Source organism: Sulfitobacter aquimarinus, from assembly GCF_040149565.1.
Lineage (GTDB): Bacteria > Pseudomonadota > Alphaproteobacteria > Rhodobacterales > Rhodobacteraceae > Sulfitobacter > Sulfitobacter aquimarinus.
Map to the genome: position 1 here is coordinate 374510 of NZ_JBEFLO010000001.1, position 16784 is coordinate 391293.

The window sequence follows — 16784 nt, forward strand, 5'->3', positions numbered from 1 at the left end:
ATCACATCACGCTAGCTGGCGGGGAACGTCACGCACACCTTCAGGCCCGGCTTTGCGTCGTCAAACCGCAAATCCGCGCCGTGCAGCCGCGCTACACCGTCAACAAGGCTCAGCCCCAGGCCGTTGCCGGGCGTATGACGGCTGCGATCCAAGCGGTATAGACGTTGCGTTACGCGGGCACGCTCCTCTGGCGGAATCCCTGCACCATTGTCCGTGACGCAAAGCACGGGGCCATCCGCGTCTTCATGCAACGAAACCCCGATCCGCGATCCGTCAGGCGTGTGCCGCTGCGCGTTCTCGATCAGATTGGCAATCATCTGGCCCAGCAGGTTCTTTTCACCCTGAACGGTCAAGGTCTCGGGCCCATCATACTGCAACTGCTGTGCGCGGGTTGCGGCGGCGGGCTCGTAGACCTCGACCATGGTGCGGCAAAGCTGTGCCAAATCGACGGGAGTGAAGGCCGCCCGCAACGCGCCGTTCTCAACCTGTGCCAGTTGCAACAAGGAGGTAAACACCGCCGAAATCCCTGCCACCTCGTCCCGCGATTGTGCCACCAGAACCGCCGCTTCCCCTTCGGGAACCACATCGGCCAGCGCCTCCAACCGAAGCGAGACGCGCTGCACGGGCGTCTTCAAATCATGGGCAATGTCAGACGAGACCTGCCGCAACGCCGTGACCGAGCGTTCCTGCGCCCCTGCCATATCATTCACCGCGTCGCCGATGCGCAGCAAATCATCCGACCACCGCCGCCCCGTGACCACGCGCGCTGTCATATCACCGCCTGTGAAGCGGTCCAACGCGCTGCGGATCACCTCCACGTGCCGCTGCGAGCGGCGGGCAAGGATCAACCCGCCAGACAGCGCAATCAGCACCGTGGGCAGCAGTGAAATCCACAAGATATTCACGAACACGGGGCGCAGCGCCTCTACCTCGGCGCGGCTGCGGGCAATGGTCAGTCGCCCGCCATACAGCCGCGCATTCAGCGCCAGATATTCGCCGTTCAACGCCGTGCCGCCATTTTCGAGCGAGATAATGTGAAACCCCTCGTCGTCGCGGGCAATCGCCCCGTTGCCGTAAATCTGGCCGTTGCGGGCGACATAGCTCAGCACCAGTCGGTTCGGGTTCGTGCCTGCCGATTCCGCCTGCACCAACAGCGCCACAGCGCGGGCCGAAGGAGCGGCGCGAAAGCCGGCGAGGTCTTGGGCCAGATCATCGCGGATGGATTGTTCAAACGCGGCGCGAGTCACGGCATAGCTGGCCCCGAGGCTCAGCAAGCTGACCGTGCCGAACAGCACCACCAACACCAGCGCCAGCCGCAGCGGCATCGAGCGCCAAAGCGCTCTCATCCATCAATCCTGTAACCCGCGCCGCGCACGGTCTTAATCAGGTCAGTCTCGAACGGCTTGTCTACTTTGGCGCGCAGACGGCTGATATGCGTTTCGACCACATTGGTCATGGGGTCAAAGGATAAATCCCACACGCCTTCCAACAGCATCGTACGGGTCTGCACCCGCCCCTTGCGGCGCAACAGGAACTCCAACAGCGCGAATTCACGCGGCAACAGGTCCAACTCCTCCCCCGCCCGCACGACCTTGCGGGTCAGCAGGTCCAGCGTCAAATCGCCGGCCTCCAGCACCGTCTCCTGTTCAACCGCTTGCGGACGGCGACCAAGGGCAGCCACCCGCGCCGACAATTCGCCAAAAGCAAAGGGCTTCACCAGATAGTCATCGCCCCCCGCGTTCAGCCCGCCGATCCTGTCCTCGACCGAGCCCATGGCCGTCAGGAACAGCACAGGGGTTGTCTTCCCCGCCCCGCGCAAGGTCTTGACCAGCGTCAGCCCGTCGACCTGCGGCAACATACGGTCCACGATCAGCACGTCATGCGCGCCCGTGGTCGCCGCAACCAGCCCCTTGTCGCCTGTCTCTACCAGATCAACCACATGCCCTTCTTCGCGCAAACCGCGCGCGATATAGGTGCCTGTGGTGGCGTCATCTTCGATCACAAGTATCTTCATAGCATTCATATAGGGCATCCAGCCGCGCACTACATCCCGCGCAGTATTACAGTTTTGTATACGCCCGCACGGCTGACCTGTAATCTGGCTCCCCCATTTCTATGCCAGACACACCAAGATGCATGAGGATACAACAATGACATCTCTTTACCCCAAACACCGCACGCTAATGCTTGGCACCGCTATGGCGCTGGCCCCTATGGCGGCCTTTGCCGTCCCTGCGGGCGGCTACGGCGATCTGGTCGAGGACGTGGCCCCCGCCGTTGTCTTCATCGAAGTGACAGGCAAGCAGCGCACGGCGGATGCCCTGCCCGACAACATGCCCGAAGCCCTGCGCCGCCGGTTCGAGCAGCAAAACCCCCAAGCACGCCCTCAGGGCGGTTTGGGATCGGGGTTCATCATCTCGGACGAAGGGCAGATCGTGACCAATCACCATGTCGTTGACGGTGCACAAGTGGTGCAGGTTACACTGGCCGATGGTCGCAAATTCGACGCGCAAGTGGTGGGCAGTGATCCTGCCACCGACATCGCCCTGCTGTCGATCAAGGCCGAGGTCGATCTGCCCTATGTCAGCTTCGGCACGTCCGAGACGATGCGCGTCGGTGACGAGGTTGTGGCCGTGGGCAACCCCTTTGGCCTCAGCTCAACCGTGACCAGCGGGATCATCTCGGCCAAGGCACGTGACATCAACTCGGGCCCCTATGACGAGTTCATCCAGACCGATGCCGCGATCAATCGCGGCAATTCGGGTGGACCGCTGTTTAACAACGAGGGCGAGGTGATTGGCGTGAACACGGCGATTATTTCCCCGGGCGGCGGATCTGTGGGGATCGGCTTTGCCGTGCCATCCGATCTGGTGCGTGAAGTGGTCGCGGACCTGTCCGACGACGGCACCGTGACACGCGGCTGGCTGGGCGTCAGCATCAAACCGATGAGCGACGAGGTCGCCCAAGTGCTGGGCTATGACACTGCTACAGGCGCCGTGATCGAGTCCGTCAGCAAAGGCAGCCCCGCCGCTGAGGGTGGCCTGCGCAAAGGCGACATCGTGTTGCGCTTTGACGAGGCCGAGATCACCACGCTGCGCGATCTGACCCGCGCCGTTGCTGCCAAAAACCCCGAAGACAGTGCCACAATCACGGTCTTGCGGCGCGGCAAGGAACGCACCTTCGACATCACCATCGGGACGCTGGCACCCCAAGACGCCTAAGGCCTGCTTTGCCCCGATGCCGTACCGCATCGGGGCATTTTGCATCCGGCCTTCGGCATTTTGTCGCAATCCTTTGGTCTGGCGCAGACGGGTTTGTCGGTGTATCCGTCGCGGCAGATGACCCAACCGCTGCACACCTTCTTGCGTAATCTTCTGCTATCGCTGTCGGCGATCGCATTGCTGAGCCTGCCTTTTGCACATCGCACGGGCGCGGCACCGGTGTCCGAGGAGTTGGCCCAATTTCTAAGCCTTGGCGGTGAGTTGTCGGATCTGTGCGGCGACAGCCCTCTGCATCCCAGCGGCGGGTGCGAAAGCTGCCGTATCGTCGAAGCCGCCAATCTGCCCGCGCCGATGCCCGATTGGACACTGACGCCAAGTCTGCGTGACGTGCGGGCTGTGCCTGCTCTGGTCAGTTTGCCTCGGGTCGGGACATATGCCAACCGCCCGCCTGCCCGCGCACCCCCATTTGCCTGACAGCGACCACTTTACCTGACCTGTCAACTCGCGCAGCCTGAGGGCGCGCATTCAAATGGAATACACAGATGAAATTTATCCTTTCCGCTACAGCCGCAATCCTTTTGTCCGCGGCCACCGTGTCGGCGCATGAATACACCGTAGGCGCGCTGCAAATCGACCACCCCCGCGCGTTTGAAACCGCGCCCAGCGTCAAAGTCGGCGGCGGCTATATGGCCATCACCAACACCGGCGACACAGACGACACCCTGCTAGAGGTCCGCACCCCCAGCGTGCCACGGGTTGAGCTGCACCTGTCGGAGACAGACGCAAACGGCGTTGCGCGGATGACCAAGCAGGACGGCGTGCCAATCCCCGCAGGCGACACTGTGACCCTGATACCCGGCGGTCTGCATGTGATGTTCATGGGCCTCGGAGAGGACCGCTTTGAACTGGGCGAGAAAGTCGATGCGACGCTGGTGTTCGAGAACGCAGGCACCGTCGATGTGCAGTTCTCGATTGAGGAGCGCACATCCGACACCCACAACGGCATGGATCATTCCGGCATGAAGATGTCCGACTAACTTAAGAACACTAGGCAGGCCGCGAGCATCCTTCGGCCTGCTTACCCCCCCGCCAGCCGCGCCAGGCAGCGGTCCAGCACGTCACGCTCTTCCTGCGTGAACTGCGCGGCCAGCGCATCGTCATATGTACGAGCCGCCGCGCTCAGATCAGCGTAAACCGTCTGACCCTGCGGGCTGAGTGATAGTGTCTCAAGCCTGCGATCCTGCTCTTGTGTGCTGCGTTTCAGAAAACGCTTTTGCTCAAGCGCGCCGACCGCACGGCTGACCTTTGTTTTATGTAAACCTGCGCGGGCGCAAATCTCTTTTGCGGTCATTTCGCCATATCGCCCTAAATGAAACAGCACCCGCCATTCGGTCCGCAGCATGCCGTATTTTTCGCGATAGTGTTTCTGAAAGCCGATGCTCGTCACCTCTGCGGCGCGGTTCAAAACATAAGGCAGGAACTGTCGTAAATCGAAATCATTTGTACTCATGCCGTAGAACTTAGCACTTGTTAGTTACAAATCAAACTAATATCCGAAAAGCCATACGTAGTTGACGGGAGAACGACGTGACCAAAGAACGACCACCCCACGGCCTGCAAACAGCGGCCAGCGCCGTCGGCACAACAGCGGGCTACATGCCCGGCTTTGGCAATGACTTTGAAACAGAGGCTTTGCCCGGTGCGTTACCGCAGGGCATGAACTCCCCGCAAAAAGTGAACTATGGCCTTTACGGCGAACAGTTGAGCGGAACCGCCTTTACCGCGCCCAGCCACCAGAACGAACGCACGTGGTGCTACCGCATTCGGCCTTCGGTGAAACACACACACCGCTTTCAAAAGATCGACCTGCCCTATTGGAAATCCGCACCGCATATCGACCCTGATGTTGTCTCGCTCGGGCAGTACCGTTGGGATCCTGTGCCGCACTCGGACGCGGGGCTGACGTGGCTGACGGGGATGCGCACGATGACCACGGCGGGCGATGTGAACACACAGGTCGGCATGGCGAGCCATATCTATCTGGTCACCGACTCGATGCGAGACGCCTATTTCTACTCGGCCGATTCCGAACTGCTGGTGGTGCCCCAAGAGGGCCGCTTGCGTTTCGCGACCGAGCTGGGCGTGATCGACATCGAGCCGCAAGAAATCGCGATCATCCCACGCGGGCTGGTTTACCGCGTCGAGGTGCTGGAAGGCCCCTGCCGTGGGTTTGTCTGCGAAAACTACGGGCAAAAATTCCACCTGCCGGGGCGCGGCCCTATCGGGGCCAACTGCATGGCCAACCCGCGTGATTTCAAAACCCCCGTCGCGGCGTTTGAGGACCGCGATGCGCCCTCGACCGTGACGGTGAAATGGGCGGGGCAATTCCATGAAACCAAGATCGGCCATAGCCCGCTGGACGTGGTGGCGTGGCATGGCAACTATGCGCCCTGCAAATACGATCTGCGCACCTATTGCCCCGTCGGGGCGGTGCTGTTCGACCACCCCGACCCGTCTATTTTCACCGTGCTGACCGCTGATTCAGGCGTCGAGGGCACCGCCAACATCGACTTTGTGCTGTTCCGCGACCGCTGGATGGTGGCCGAGGATACCTTCCGCCCGCCGTGGTACCATAAGAACGTCATGTCCGAGCTGATGGGCAATATATTCGGCATCTATGACGCCAAGCCGAAGGGCTTCATCCCCGGCGGCATGAGCCTGCACAACATGATGCTGCCCCACGGCCCCGACAAAAACGCATTCGAGGGCGCGTCCAATGCGGACCTGAAGGCGGAAAAGCTGGAGAACACCATGAGCTTTATGTTCGAGACCCGCTTTCCCCAGCATCTGACCGCCTTTGCCGCTAAGGAAGCGCCGTTGCAGGATGACTACATCGACTGCTGGGTTGATCTGGAGAAGAAATTCGACGGCACGCCGGGGAAGAAGTGATGGATCTTTTGATGATGATCCTCGCAATCATCGCCTTCATCATCGCCTGCATTGCGGGCATGCTTTGGGACTACTACAAGCCCGCGCGCTTCCGCTCGGGCTATCATACCATTACCAAACCCAAAGGCGGCAGCGCGGGAGCATCAAGCACCGACGGGTCGGCAGACGGTGGCGGCGGCTGCGATTGAATTTTCAAAGCGGTTTTGCCGCGATATGACTTAAGGACACCAAATGACACTGCTCAGATCATGGGTCGAAAGCGCCAACAGCGCCGACAGCCAATTCCCGCTCAACAACCTGCCCTATGGCGTATTCACCACCAACAGCCTCGAGCCGCGCTGCGGTGTGGCGATTGGCGACATGATCCTTGATATGTACGCCGCCGAGGAAGCGGGCCTGATCGAGTTGGCCGAAGAGCCGGTGTTCGACGTGCCCTACTGGAACGATGTGATGGAACTGGGGCCGGAGGCTTGGGCCGCCCTGCGGGACCGTCTGACGCAACTGCTGGCGGAGGGTTCTTCCGAGCAAGCAACCGTTGCCCCCTTTCTTGTCCCAATGACCGACGCTCGGATGGAGCTGCCGATGGTCGTGGCCGAATACACCGACTTTTACGCAGGCCGCCATCACGCCACCAATGTCGGCACCATGTTCCGCGGTGCCGAAAACGCGCTGCCGCCCAATTGGCTGCACATCCCTATCGGGTACAACGGCCGCGCCTCATCCGTGGTGGTGTCGGGCACCGACATCGTCCGTCCCAATGGCCAGACCAAAGCGCCAGACGCCGATATGCCGTCCTTTGGTCCATGCAAACGCCTCGATATCGAGCTGGAGATGGGCGCGATTGTCGGCACAACATCCGAGCTGGGGCATCCCGTCAGCGTGGCGCAAGCGGACGAGATGATCTTTGGCTATGTCTTGCTCAACGACTGGTCAGCGCGTGACATTCAGGCGTGGGAGTACCAGCCGCTTGGCCCGTTTCAGGCCAAAGCCTTTGCCACCTCGATCAGCCCGTGGATTGTCACCCGCGCCGCGTTGGAGCCTTTCCGCACCTCGACGCCTGCGCGGGAGAAGGACCTGCTGCCCTATTTGGCCGAGCCGAAGCCGATGCTCTATGACATCGACCTGTCGGTTACGATCCAGCCCGAGGGCGGCGAAACGGCAACCATCTGCGAAACGAACTATAACGAGATGTATTACTCGGCCCCGCAACAATTGGCCCATCACGCCAGTTCTGGCTGCGCGATGACACCGGGTGATTTGCTGGGCTCGGGTACGATTTCGGGCGCGGAAAAGCACCAGCGCGGCAGCCTGTTGGAGCTGTCATGGGGCGGCAAGGAGCCGCTGGACATCGGGGGCGGCCAGACCCGCAGCTTTATCGAAGACGGTGACACGCTCACCCTGCACGGTGCCGCACGCGGCGATGGCTATCTCATCGGTTTCGGCACCTGCACGGGCACCATCAAACCCGCCGTGAAATTTCCATAACTCCCTTCTAAGGATCCTAAAATGGCCAAAGCATTTGCCTCCCAAGGCGACATGACCGAAAAAAAAATCACCTTTGACGAGATCGGCCGCGATCTGTGGGCCTTTACGGCCGAAGGCGACCCGAACTCTGGCGTGATCATCGGCGACGACAGCGTGATGATCGTTGAAGCGCAGGCAACCCCGCGCCTTGCCAACAAGGTGATCGAAAAGGTGCGCGAAGTCACCGACAAGCCGATTACCCATGTGGTCCTGACCCATTACCACGCCGTGCGCGTTCTGGGTGCATCGGCCTACGGCGCCGACCAGATCATCATGGGCGAAGCTGCCCGCGGCATGGTGATGGAGCGCGGCCAAGAGGATTGGGACAGCGAATTCCAACGCTTCCCCCGTCTGTTCGAGGGCCACGAGAGCATCCCCGGCCTGACTTACCCCACAACCACCTTTAACGACCGTATGACCGTGCATCTGGGCAACCGCCGCGTGGACCTGATGCACCTTGGCCGTGCGCATACGGCAGGCGATATCGTGATCCATGTTCCGGACGAGAATGTGATGTTCACTGGCGACATCGTCGAAGACCACTCGGCGTGCTATTGCGGCGACGGCCATTTTGCCGATTGGGGCAACACGCTGGACGCGATTGCCGCCTATGACGTGAACTCCATTGCGCCGGGTCGCGGCGGCGCATTGATCGGCAAAGAGGCCGTGCACCGCGCGATCGAGAGCACGCGCGACTTTGTGAACTCCACATACGCCCCCGCGGCGCGCGTCGCAGCCCAAGGCGGCACGCTCAAGCAAGCATGGGACGCCGTGCGCGCCGAATGTGACCCCAAGTTCGCCGACTACGCGATTTATGAGCATTGCCTGCCCTTTAACGTCGCCCGCGCCTATGACGAAGCCCGCGGCATCGCCCACCCCCGCATCTGGACCGCCGAACGTGATCTGGAGATGTGGGCGGCGTTGCAGGGCTGATGGAGCTGCCGCTCACCACCGGATGCGCGCTCTATGGGCTATCGGGGATCGGCTTTGGACTTGCTTTGCTTGTTGGGGCCGGTCTCACCGCTCAGGCGGCGCGCATGCGCAGGAAACGGACAGGTCCGCTTGATTGGGCGCAAAGCTTGCAGGTTCCGCAATCAAGCGAAGACAAGCGGCGCGGCAGAAGAGCGATGAAGGCATTTGCCATCGCGTTTGTTTGCTTTTCTGTTGGGGTCAGCGTTGAAATCTGGGGCCTGTCTCTGGGTCTTTTTGGAAATGAAACCGCCTGCCCATCGGGGTGGCAACAGCCGCGCAGCCTTCGGGCACTTTCGAGCTAATCGAGGACGAGGAGAATAGATCATGGTCGCCACACGCTATAAAACAGCCTTCCAGCTCTATCCTTACGCAAAGGTAGACGCGCAAGACGCGGCCCCCGTGCGCCATCCTGTCGTGATCGTCGGCGGCGGCCCCGTGGGCCTCGCGCTTGCCCTTGATCTGGGGCAAAAGGGCACGCCTGCGCTGGTGCTGGATGATCATGACGGCGCGGGGCTGGGCTCCAAGGCGATCTGTTTCGCCAAACGCACGCTCGACATTGCCAACCGTCTGGGGGCCAGCCAGCCGATGGTCGACAAAGGTGTGGTCTGGAACGTGGGCAAAGTCTTCCATGACGACACAAAGCTCTTTGATTTCAACTTGCAACCCGAAGCGGGCCACCGCAACCCCGCCTTCATCAACCTGCAACAACCCTATTTCGAAAAATTCCTCGTCGATGCCATCCACGCGGCCCAAGCCAGCGGCGCACCGATTGAGCTGCGCGGCCGCAACTGTGTCACCGCCTTGGAAACCCACGCCACCCACAGCACCCTGACGGTCGAAACTCCCGACGGCCCCTACCAGCTTGAGGCCGACTACCTCATCGCCTGCGACGGGGCGCGATCCCCCCTGCGTGACATGATGGGCCTCACCTTCGATGGCCGCGTGTTCGAGGATAACTTCCTGATCGCCGATGTGCATATGAAGGCCGATTTCCCGACCGAGCGGTGGTTCTGGTTCGAGCCGCCCTTCAAAGGCGCAGGCCAATCCGCCCTGCTGCACAAGCAGCCCGACGACATCTGGCGCATCGACTTTCAACTTGGCTGGGACATCGACCGCCAGCGCGAGCTGGACCCCGACCGCATCCGCGCCCGCGTCGATGCCATGCTCGCCTCCCAAGCGGGTCACGTGCCGGAGTACGAGCTGGAGTGGACATCCATCTACACCTTCCAATGCCGACGCATGGAGAAGTTCCGCCACGGCCCCGTGATCTTTGCAGGCGACAGCGCGCATCAGGTCTCGCCCTTTGGCGCACGCGGCGCAAATTCGGGGGTGCAGGACGCCGATAACCTCGCATGGAAGCTTGATCTGGTGCTCAAAGGCATCGCGGACGACAGCCTGCTCGACACCTACGCGACCGAGCGCGAACATGGCGCAGACGAGAATATCCTTAGCTCCTCGCGGGCCACGGACTTTATGACCCCCAAATCCGAGGTCTCGAAAACCTTCCGCAACGCAGTGCTGGAGCTGGCTGGCAAACACGCCTTTGCGCGCCCGCTGGTCAATTCGGGCCGCCTGTCGGTGCCGTGCAACTACGCAGGCTTCGCGCTCTTTGGCGAGGACGCCCTTGACGGCCCCGCAGCCACCCGCCCCGGCATGCCCTGCCCCGACGCGCCCCACGCAGACGGCTTTGTACTCGATCATCTGGGCGGCGGATTTACCCTCATGGCGCTGGGCTGCGATGCAACCGATGTGCAAACGGACGGCATCACAGCAACCGCACTCACGCTAGCATCCCCCTCAGAGATGCTCGCTGCCCGCTACCTCGGCACAGCGCCCGCCGCCGTCTACCTCATCCGCCCCGACCAACATATCGTCGCCCGCTGGCCCGCCTTTGACGCCGACGCCGTCAAATCCGCCCTGCGCACCGCAATCGGAAAGGACATCTGATGCTGACCCTCACCCCCAACATCCCCGATCCCGATGGTTTCTACGACGAGCTTTTACGCGCCCACGAGGGCCTCTCCAAAGAGCAAAGCGATGCCTTCAATGCAAAGCTGATCCTGACACTCGCCAACCACATCGGCGACCGCGACATCCTGCGCGCAGCCTTGACGGCAGCAAAATGAGCCAGACAATCCTCTGGGACTATCCCAAATCCTCGGCCAGCTACCGCGTGCGCATCGCCCTCAACCTCGCAGGCATCGACTATCAGATCAAAACCGTCGATCTGCTGGCCAAAGACCACACAAGCGCTGCGCATCTGGCGCGAAACCCCCAAGGCTTTGTGCCCGTGCTAGACATCGACGGCCACCGCTTGACGCAATCACTGGCCATCCTCGACTACCTCGATACGACCCGCGACCTGAACCTGCTGCCAAAAGACCCGATCGCCCGTGCCAAACAAACCGCGCTGGCCCACGCCATTGCAGTTGATCTGCATCCGGTCTGCAACCCCTCGGTCGCAGGCTTTGCCACAAACGGTCAAGAGCCCGCCCGCACCAACTGGATGCGTCACTTCATCACCCCCCGCATGGCCGCCTTTGAGGAAATGCTCTCCGCCTACCCGCAAGCGCCCTATTGTTGCGGCGACACGCCCGGCCTGCCCGACCTCGTCCTGATGCCACAAATCTACAACGCCAACCGCTGGGGCGCCGACTATGCCGCCTGCACGCGCATCAAAGCAGTTGAACACAGCTGCACTCAAAACCCCGCTTTCCAGGCCGCCCATCCAGACCGCTAATCCTATTTCCTCTGGCCATAAATCCTCCGGGGTCTGGGGCTGGCCCCAGTCCTACACTGCAACCACACACCATAGCTCGCGCACAAAAACACTTGCATCCCAAGCCGCACAAAGCCATTCCATACCCTCGTGAAAACCGCTGATCCCAAAACCATCTCCCTGTCCGCTCTCGGCTGGACAGATGCGCTCGACGCCCAGCGCACGCAGGACGAACAAGACGCGATCCCGATGCGCATCTCTGGCGTGCACCGTGCGCGGCTGACTGCCCTGTCGCAATCGGGAAATACCCGCCTGCGGATACCACCAAAAACCACCACGTCGGATTTTGCCGTGGGCGATTGGGTGCTGGTAAATCCAACAGACCGCGCGGTACTGCGCAGGTTAGAGCGTCACTCCCTGCTGCAGCGCAAAACCGCTGGCACAGACATACGGCAACTGATCGCCGCCAATGTGGACACGCTGTTTATCGTGACCTCGTGCAATGACGACTTTAACCCCGCACGGCTTGAGAGATACCTCGCCCTCGCCAACGGGGCAGAGACAACCCCGCTGATTGTGCTGACCAAAGCCGACCAGACCCCCGACGCCGCCTCCTACCAGTCTCGTGCGATGGCCCTTCAACGCGATCTTGAGGCCGTCTTTGTAAACGCAAAAGACACCAGCACCGCCGCGGCACTGGCCCCTTGGTGCGGGCGGGGGCAGACGGTGGCTTTGGTTGGCTCATCAGGGGTTGGCAAATCGACCCTGCTCAACACGCTTGCAGGTAAATCAGGTGAGGACGCACAGCTAACGGGCGGCATCCGCGAGGATGACGCCAAAGGCCGCCACACCACCACCTCGCGCTCGCTACACGAGACCCCTGCGGGCGGCTGGGTGATCGACACGCCAGGCATGCGTACGCTGCATCTGGGGGATGTCGCGACCGGTCTCGACGTGCTGTTTGCCGAAGTGGCCGAACTGGCCCCTGATTGCCGCTTTCGCGACTGCACCCACCAGCACGAACCGGGCTGCGCGGTCCAAGCCGCCGTGACCGCAGGCACGCTTGACCCTGCCCGGCTAGAGCGTTGGCGCAAGCTGGATACCGAGAACCGCGAAAACACGCCCGTTGCTACAGGCGCACGCGGGAACAAAAAACACAGCGGCACGAAAAAGCGACGCTAACTGCGGCGACAACAAGTTGAGGTGCCAAGGCCCCGAGTCGGTTTTCAACGCCACCTTGCCTGCGGATCTGCCTTGGGCGTCGCTAGTGCCCGCGCAAAGCCACGGATCACCAACCCTCGCGCGGCCCAACCGCCTCTAGCCCACAACCACCACATCCACGTTAATTGGCACCAAATTTGGGTGATCAAAGTGGAGGGGGAACACTCAAAAAGACAGAGCAGGCGGCACCCTTGATAGCTGTCTAATTTGAATGCACGGAACCGCGCAATACCTGCGTCATCTCGTATTAAACAGGGTGCAGAGGCGGGGCAGCAACTTCCTCAGACATTGTTTGCACGCCCTTTGCGAGTTTAGGAGCGCCCTTTTGATAGCACTATAAACAAAACAAAAGGGCCGCCCAAGGCGACCCGTTTACATCATACATTTACAATGTGGCGGACCGAGGAGGATTCGAACCCCCGACCCCCTGATTCGTAGTCAGGTACTCTATCCAGCTGAGCTATCGGTCCGTTGTGGGGCGGTTTAGTGGGAGTGCTGCAGCAATGCAAGCCCTGTTAGTTCGCAAAACGCAGGAGAATGAAAAAAACTCTCACAACAGGCCATCGCCCTTCGGCAAATGGATCACAAATTCGGTGCCGCTGCTGTCTGTGCGGCTTAACTCGATGTCTCCGCCGTGCCCGCGCACCAGTTCGGCCGAAATTGCCAGCCCAAGGCCAGAGCCACCCTTGCGGACCGAGCCCTGAAAGGCCGAGAACAGGTGCTCCTTGGCCTTGGGCGGCAACCCCGGCCCTGTGTCACGCAGTGTGATTGACCATTCAGACGCGGTTTCGGACGCGTGAATTGCTATCGCACCCGTCTGCTGCGATGCCATTATCACCTGCCGCGAATTGCGCACCATATTGCCGATGACACGGTGCATCTGTTCTGGGTCCACACGCACCTGCATCTCGGCGGGAATGTCGGCGTGGAATTCAAGCGCAAAGTCCCCAACGGCCAGTTGCTCACTGCTGATCACATCCTCGACCAACGCGCCCAAAGGCACCATCGTCAGCGTCGGTCCCGGCTCCTCGGCGCGACCAAAGGCCAAGGTTGATTCGCACAAATGTACTGCCCGCGTGATCGAGCCTACAAGCTTGGGCGCCAACCGGCGCACGATAGGATCTTCCGAGCTCTCGATCCGGTCGGTAAACAGCTGCGCGGTGGTCATGATGTTGCGCAGATCGTGGCTGATTTTGCTCACGGCAAGACCCAGCTGCGCCAAGCGTTCCTTTTGCTTCAACGCACCCGTCAGCTCGGTCTGGAGAGACTTCAACGCCTCCTCTGCCTCACGCAGTTCCGTCACGCCCGCAGAGGGTTCAATGATGCGGCGTGCGTCTTCGGGTGCTGCGGCATAGTTTTGCATATGCCCCACGACACCCTTGATCGGCTTGACTAGGAATATCCGCATCGCGGCAAACAACAACACCGCCGTAAAGACCGAGATCACCGCCGAGAGCAGCAAAATACGCAACCCGTAGTCTATCATTGCGGCCCGCATGGGGGCCGTCTCCATTGTTACCTCGATCAGCAGCCCTGCCTCGCGTACAGGCGCGCCAATCACACGGATGACTTCGTTATCCACCGTTGCAAGCCTGCGCAACGCATCCCGGATCAGCACCGCAGCGGAATCGTCGCGCAAATCTACCGTCCCCGCAATCATTCGCGGCATAGGGGAACTCAACACCAGCTGGCTCACCTCATCGCGGCGCATCACAACATTGAATACCTCGGCATTGAGCAACAGCTCCGCCTCCAGCTCCGCCGAAATCATGTCATCCGCCAGCAGAGTGAGCGAGGCAATCTGCGCCCGCTCCAACCGGTTGAGCATGTAATCCTCGCGGAACCGCGCAATCGACGGGACGAAGATCAGGATCTCGGCCAGCATCACAAAGACCGTTGTCAGGATCAGCAGCCGACCGGAAAGCGAATTAATCATGGATCACCGTGGATATTCTTCGGGACGGAGGGCGGGGCGCCGTCGCAGACGCGCGCCGCATTCCGTTATGGTACAAACCGCTGCACAAAACCCACAACCTTTTTCACCATACCACTCTCGAACAAACGCGGGCTGAAATAAGCGCCCGCCGCACGTTTGTTGATTTCACCGATTGTCGGATAGGGCGCGACCATCGCGGCGATCTGGCTCATCTTCATCTTGTTCGCCAGCGCCAGCGCCCACAGGTTGATCAGCTCCCCCGCCTGATAGCCCACAATCGACGCGCCAACAGGCCGGCCGCGCACCACCATCACTTTGATAAAGCCCTTGGTCTTGCGCTCTGCAATCGCTCGGTCGTTGTGAGTGTAGTGGAACCGCACCACCTCCAGCCGCTTCCCGTGTTGCTCGCGGGCCTGCGCTTCGGTCAGGCCGACCTGCGCCAGTTCGGGGTCCGTATAGGTCGCCCAAGGGATATGTGACGTCTTTGCCTTGGACGGCAGCCCGAACAACATCGAGCGGATGATGACCCCCGCGTGATAGCCCGCAACATGGGTGAACTGGAGCCCACCCGCAACGTCACCAATCGCATAGACGCGTTTGTTGGTGGTGCGCATGCTGTCATCCACCTCGATGCCGTTGCGTGTGGGCGCAATCTTGGCCGCCTCAAGGTTCAGCTTGTCGGTATTGGCCTTGCGCCCCACAGCCATCAACAGATGCGAGCCTTTAAAGACGCGCCCATCCTTGGCCTCTACCTCAATGGCCCCTGCGGCGCCGCGAATCTCTGCGGCCAGCGCGTCTTCTTCGATGACAACGCCCTCGTCCTTCAGCGTGGACAACACGACCTCGGCCAATTCAGGATCATCCTTGCCAAGCGCCTTTGAGCCCTCGATCACCGTGACGGCACAGCCCATGCGAATATGCGCCTGCGCCATCTCCATGCCGATAGGACCCCCGCCGATAATCAGCAGATGTTCGGGTGCCTCGCGCAGATCGAACAACGTCTCGTTCGTCTCATACGGCACCGTCTCAAGGCCGGGAATCGGCGGCACCAACGGGGACGAGCCTGTGGCGATCACAATGCGCCGCGCCGTGATTACCGTGTCGCCGGCCTGCACTTCTGTCTCGGAAATGAATGTTCCGAATTCGCGGATCACATTGATGCCGAACCCCTCGAACCGCTCCTGACTGTCCATCGGGGCAATCGTCGCAATGACGTCTGCCACATGATCCTTGGCCGCGGCATAATCCACCACGCCGCCCGCGTCCGCCACGCCGAACCGGGCACTGTTCTTCTGGCCATAGGCCGCCTTACCCGTCGCAATCAGCGCCTTTGAGGGGACGCAGCCGTAGTTGAGGCAATCGCCCCCCATCTCGTGCCCCTCAAGCAGGACCACGTCGGCCCCCATCTGCGCCGCCCCTGCCGCCACAGACAACCCGCCCGACCCTGCGCCAATTACCAATACATCTGTCTTTACACGTTTCATCTTACAGGTCCTTTTTGCCGGTTACGGCTTTGATCACGACAGGCAACAGCGACAACGCGCAGAGCCCAAGAATTGGCAACAGAATATGCGGCTCAAAGATAATGCCCAGGTTTGGCGTCTCTCCGCGGGCAAAAACTTCGCCCAGCCCCGCGCCGACGGATGTGTAAACCAGCGACCCGGGGATGATCCCCAAAAACGTCGAGATCACAAACCGCCGCAACGGCACGCCCAAAAACGCAGGAATCAGATTGGCCACAAAGAACGGCACAGCAGGCACCAGACGGATAAAGAACAGCATCGACCACTGGTTTTCGTCCAGCCCCGCCTTGATCTTCGCAACCATGCCCTCGGAGGCTTCCATTCTGGCCCGCAGCTTGTCGCCAAGGCCCATCCGTGCCGCCAGAAAAATCGCAGTAGCCCCAAGGGTCGCGCCGATCACGTTCACACCTGTGCCGAAGGCTGTGCCAAACAGGAAGCCCCCCGTCAGCGTGGCAACCGCGGCACCGGGCAGGGAAAAAGCGACAATTGCGATATAGGCAGCCATGAACGCCACAACTGTCAGGGCAAAATTGCTGTCACGAAACGCAATCAACGCCTCGCGGTTATCGCGCAGCGCATCAAAGCTGAGGTAGTCGCGCAGCGCAAACGCGCCCAACAGCGCCACCACGGCAATCAGGGCAATCGGGCCGTAGCGTGCAACCGCTGATTTGGTCGTGTCTGTCTGGCTCATATCTGTCATTCTTTCGCGCTCCGCTGTG

Annotated in this window: 18 protein-coding genes and 1 tRNA gene; 12 read left to right on the forward strand and 7 right to left on the reverse strand. The window is 61.0% G+C overall.

Annotated elements, in window-relative coordinates; all coding sequences use genetic code 11:
- Nucleotides 1-11 precede the first annotated feature (11 nt).
- On the reverse strand, nt 12-1346 hold the full coding sequence (locus ABMC88_RS01900) for a sensor histidine kinase (RefSeq protein ID WP_349575139.1): 1335 nt from the start codon (nt 1344-1346) through the stop codon (nt 12-14).
- Nucleotides 1343-2014, reverse strand: coding sequence for a winged helix-turn-helix domain-containing protein (locus tag ABMC88_RS01905; protein ID WP_349575557.1), 672 nt, complete (start codon nt 2012-2014; stop codon nt 1343-1345). The genes ABMC88_RS01900 and ABMC88_RS01905 overlap by 4 nt, the downstream gene beginning before the upstream one ends.
- Nucleotides 2015-2150: 136 nt before the next feature.
- Here ABMC88_RS01905 and ABMC88_RS01910 point away from each other — a divergent pair, with 136 nt between their 5' ends.
- The 3 genes from ABMC88_RS01910 to ABMC88_RS01920 all read left to right on the forward strand — a co-directional run bounded on the left by ABMC88_RS01910 (nt 2151) and on the right by ABMC88_RS01920 (nt 4258).
- On the forward strand, nt 2151-3221 hold the full coding sequence (locus tag ABMC88_RS01910) for a S1C family serine protease (RefSeq protein ID WP_349575140.1): 1071 nt from the start codon (nt 2151-2153) through the stop codon (nt 3219-3221).
- A 141-nt stretch (nt 3222-3362) separates the two neighbouring features.
- Complete coding sequence (locus ABMC88_RS01915; protein ID WP_349575141.1) at nt 3363-3695, forward strand: hypothetical protein; 333 nt, start codon at nt 3363-3365, stop codon at nt 3693-3695.
- Between the two features lie 68 nt (nt 3696-3763).
- Nucleotides 3764-4258: a copper chaperone PCu(A)C gene (locus ABMC88_RS01920; RefSeq protein ID WP_349575142.1), complete on the forward strand. Its 495-nt coding sequence runs from the start codon at nt 3764-3766 to the stop codon at nt 4256-4258.
- Nucleotides 4259-4299: 41 nt separating this feature from the next.
- Here ABMC88_RS01920 and ABMC88_RS01925 read toward each other — a convergent pair whose 3' ends face one another.
- Entirely contained in the window at nt 4300-4731 is a 432-nt protein-coding gene (locus tag ABMC88_RS01925) for a MarR family winged helix-turn-helix transcriptional regulator (protein ID WP_349575143.1), read from the reverse strand.
- 146 nt (nt 4732-4877) lie between these two features.
- On the opposite strand from ABMC88_RS01925, the gene hmgA reads away from it, so the two are divergent.
- The 9 genes from hmgA (at nt 4878) to rsgA (ending at nt 12567) form a co-directional block, all read left to right on the forward strand.
- Entirely contained in the window at nt 4878-6170 is a 1293-nt protein-coding gene (hmgA, locus tag ABMC88_RS01930; RefSeq protein ID WP_349575558.1) for a homogentisate 1,2-dioxygenase, read from the forward strand.
- Nucleotides 6170-6358 carry a hypothetical protein gene (locus tag ABMC88_RS01935; RefSeq protein WP_349575144.1) on the forward strand — a complete coding sequence of 63 codons (189 nt, stop codon included), beginning with the start codon at nt 6170-6172 and terminating at the stop codon, nt 6356-6358. The genes hmgA and ABMC88_RS01935 overlap by 1 nt, the downstream gene beginning before the upstream one ends.
- 43 nt (nt 6359-6401) lie before the next feature.
- Nucleotides 6402-7655: a fumarylacetoacetase gene (gene fahA, locus ABMC88_RS01940; RefSeq protein ID WP_349575145.1), complete on the forward strand. Its 1254-nt coding sequence runs from the start codon at nt 6402-6404 to the stop codon at nt 7653-7655.
- A 21-nt stretch (nt 7656-7676) separates the two neighbouring features.
- Nucleotides 7677-8627 (forward strand): MBL fold metallo-hydrolase, encoded by a 951-nt coding sequence (locus ABMC88_RS01945; protein ID WP_349575146.1) that lies wholly within the window; start codon nt 7677-7679, stop codon nt 8625-8627.
- Entirely contained in the window at nt 8627-8968 is a 342-nt protein-coding gene (locus tag ABMC88_RS01950) for a hypothetical protein (RefSeq protein ID WP_349575147.1), read from the forward strand. Before ABMC88_RS01945 ends, ABMC88_RS01950 begins: the two co-directional genes overlap by 1 nt.
- 22 nt (nt 8969-8990) lie before the next feature.
- A complete protein-coding gene (locus ABMC88_RS01955) occupies nt 8991-10613 on the forward strand; it encodes an FAD-dependent oxidoreductase (RefSeq protein WP_349575148.1) in 1623 nt (540 codons plus the stop codon).
- Nucleotides 10613-10792 carry a DUF2783 domain-containing protein gene (locus tag ABMC88_RS01960; RefSeq protein WP_349575149.1) on the forward strand — a complete coding sequence of 60 codons (180 nt, stop codon included), beginning with the start codon at nt 10613-10615 and terminating at the stop codon, nt 10790-10792. Before ABMC88_RS01955 ends, ABMC88_RS01960 begins: the two co-directional genes overlap by 1 nt.
- A complete protein-coding gene (gene maiA / locus ABMC88_RS01965; RefSeq protein ID WP_349575150.1) occupies nt 10789-11406 on the forward strand; it encodes a maleylacetoacetate isomerase in 618 nt (205 codons plus the stop codon). The genes ABMC88_RS01960 and maiA overlap by 4 nt, the downstream gene beginning before the upstream one ends.
- A 129-nt stretch (nt 11407-11535) precedes the next feature.
- Complete coding sequence (gene rsgA, locus ABMC88_RS01970) at nt 11536-12567, forward strand: ribosome small subunit-dependent GTPase A (protein ID WP_349575151.1); 1032 nt, start codon at nt 11536-11538, stop codon at nt 12565-12567.
- 432 nt (nt 12568-12999) lie between these two features.
- On the opposite strand, the gene ABMC88_RS01975 is transcribed toward rsgA, so the two are convergent.
- The 4 genes from ABMC88_RS01975 to ABMC88_RS01990 all read right to left on the reverse strand — a co-directional run bounded on the left by ABMC88_RS01975 (nt 13000) and on the right by ABMC88_RS01990 (nt 16756).
- Nucleotides 13000-13076: transfer RNA gene (locus tag ABMC88_RS01975), tRNA-Arg, on the reverse strand.
- An 80-nt stretch (nt 13077-13156) separates the two neighbouring features.
- Nucleotides 13157-14542 (reverse strand): sensor histidine kinase, encoded by a 1386-nt coding sequence (locus tag ABMC88_RS01980; RefSeq protein WP_349575152.1) that lies wholly within the window; start codon nt 14540-14542, stop codon nt 13157-13159.
- Nucleotides 14543-14607: 65 nt separating this feature from the next.
- Nucleotides 14608-16026, reverse strand: coding sequence for a dihydrolipoyl dehydrogenase family protein (locus tag ABMC88_RS01985; protein ID WP_349575153.1), 1419 nt, complete (start codon nt 16024-16026; stop codon nt 14608-14610).
- A 1-nt stretch (nt 16027) separates the two neighbouring features.
- Nucleotides 16028-16756 carry a TVP38/TMEM64 family protein gene (locus ABMC88_RS01990; protein ID WP_439655559.1) on the reverse strand — a complete coding sequence of 243 codons (729 nt, stop codon included), beginning with the start codon at nt 16754-16756 and terminating at the stop codon, nt 16028-16030.
- Nucleotides 16757-16784: the final 28 nt, after the last annotated feature.

Bases quoted from the DNA above. Each gene is read 5' to 3' on its own strand.
- hmgA (WP_349575558.1), top strand. From the start codon at position 4,878: ATGCCCGGCTTTGGCAATGACTTTGAAACAGAGGCTTTGCCCGGTGCG.
- ABMC88_RS01935 (WP_349575144.1), top strand. From the start codon at position 6,170: ATGGATCTTTTGATGATGATCCTCGCAATCATCGCCTTCATCATCGCC.
- ABMC88_RS01910 (WP_349575140.1), top strand. From the start codon at position 2,151: ATGACATCTCTTTACCCCAAACACCGCACGCTAATGCTTGGCACCGCT.
- ABMC88_RS01960 (WP_349575149.1), top strand. From the start codon at position 10,613: ATGCTGACCCTCACCCCCAACATCCCCGATCCCGATGGTTTCTACGAC.
- ABMC88_RS01985 (WP_349575153.1), bottom strand. From the start codon at position 16,026: ATGAAACGTGTAAAGACAGATGTATTGGTAATTGGCGCAGGGTCGGGC.
- ABMC88_RS01925 (WP_349575143.1), bottom strand. From the start codon at position 4,731: ATGAGTACAAATGATTTCGATTTACGACAGTTCCTGCCTTATGTTTTG.
- ABMC88_RS01900 (WP_349575139.1), bottom strand. From the start codon at position 1,346: ATGAGAGCGCTTTGGCGCTCGATGCCGCTGCGGCTGGCGCTGGTGTTG.
- ABMC88_RS01990 (WP_439655559.1), bottom strand. From the start codon at position 16,756: ATGAGCCAGACAGACACGACCAAATCAGCGGTTGCACGCTACGGCCCG.
- ABMC88_RS01950 (WP_349575147.1), top strand. From the start codon at position 8,627: ATGGAGCTGCCGCTCACCACCGGATGCGCGCTCTATGGGCTATCGGGG.
- ABMC88_RS01920 (WP_349575142.1), top strand. From the start codon at position 3,764: ATGAAATTTATCCTTTCCGCTACAGCCGCAATCCTTTTGTCCGCGGCC.
- ABMC88_RS01945 (WP_349575146.1), top strand. From the start codon at position 7,677: ATGGCCAAAGCATTTGCCTCCCAAGGCGACATGACCGAAAAAAAAATC.
- ABMC88_RS01980 (WP_349575152.1), bottom strand. From the start codon at position 14,542: ATGATTAATTCGCTTTCCGGTCGGCTGCTGATCCTGACAACGGTCTTT.
- ABMC88_RS01955 (WP_349575148.1), top strand. From the start codon at position 8,991: ATGGTCGCCACACGCTATAAAACAGCCTTCCAGCTCTATCCTTACGCA.
- maiA (WP_349575150.1), top strand. From the start codon at position 10,789: ATGAGCCAGACAATCCTCTGGGACTATCCCAAATCCTCGGCCAGCTAC.
- fahA (WP_349575145.1), top strand. From the start codon at position 6,402: ATGACACTGCTCAGATCATGGGTCGAAAGCGCCAACAGCGCCGACAGC.
- ABMC88_RS01905 (WP_349575557.1), bottom strand. From the start codon at position 2,014: ATGAAGATACTTGTGATCGAAGATGACGCCACCACAGGCACCTATATC.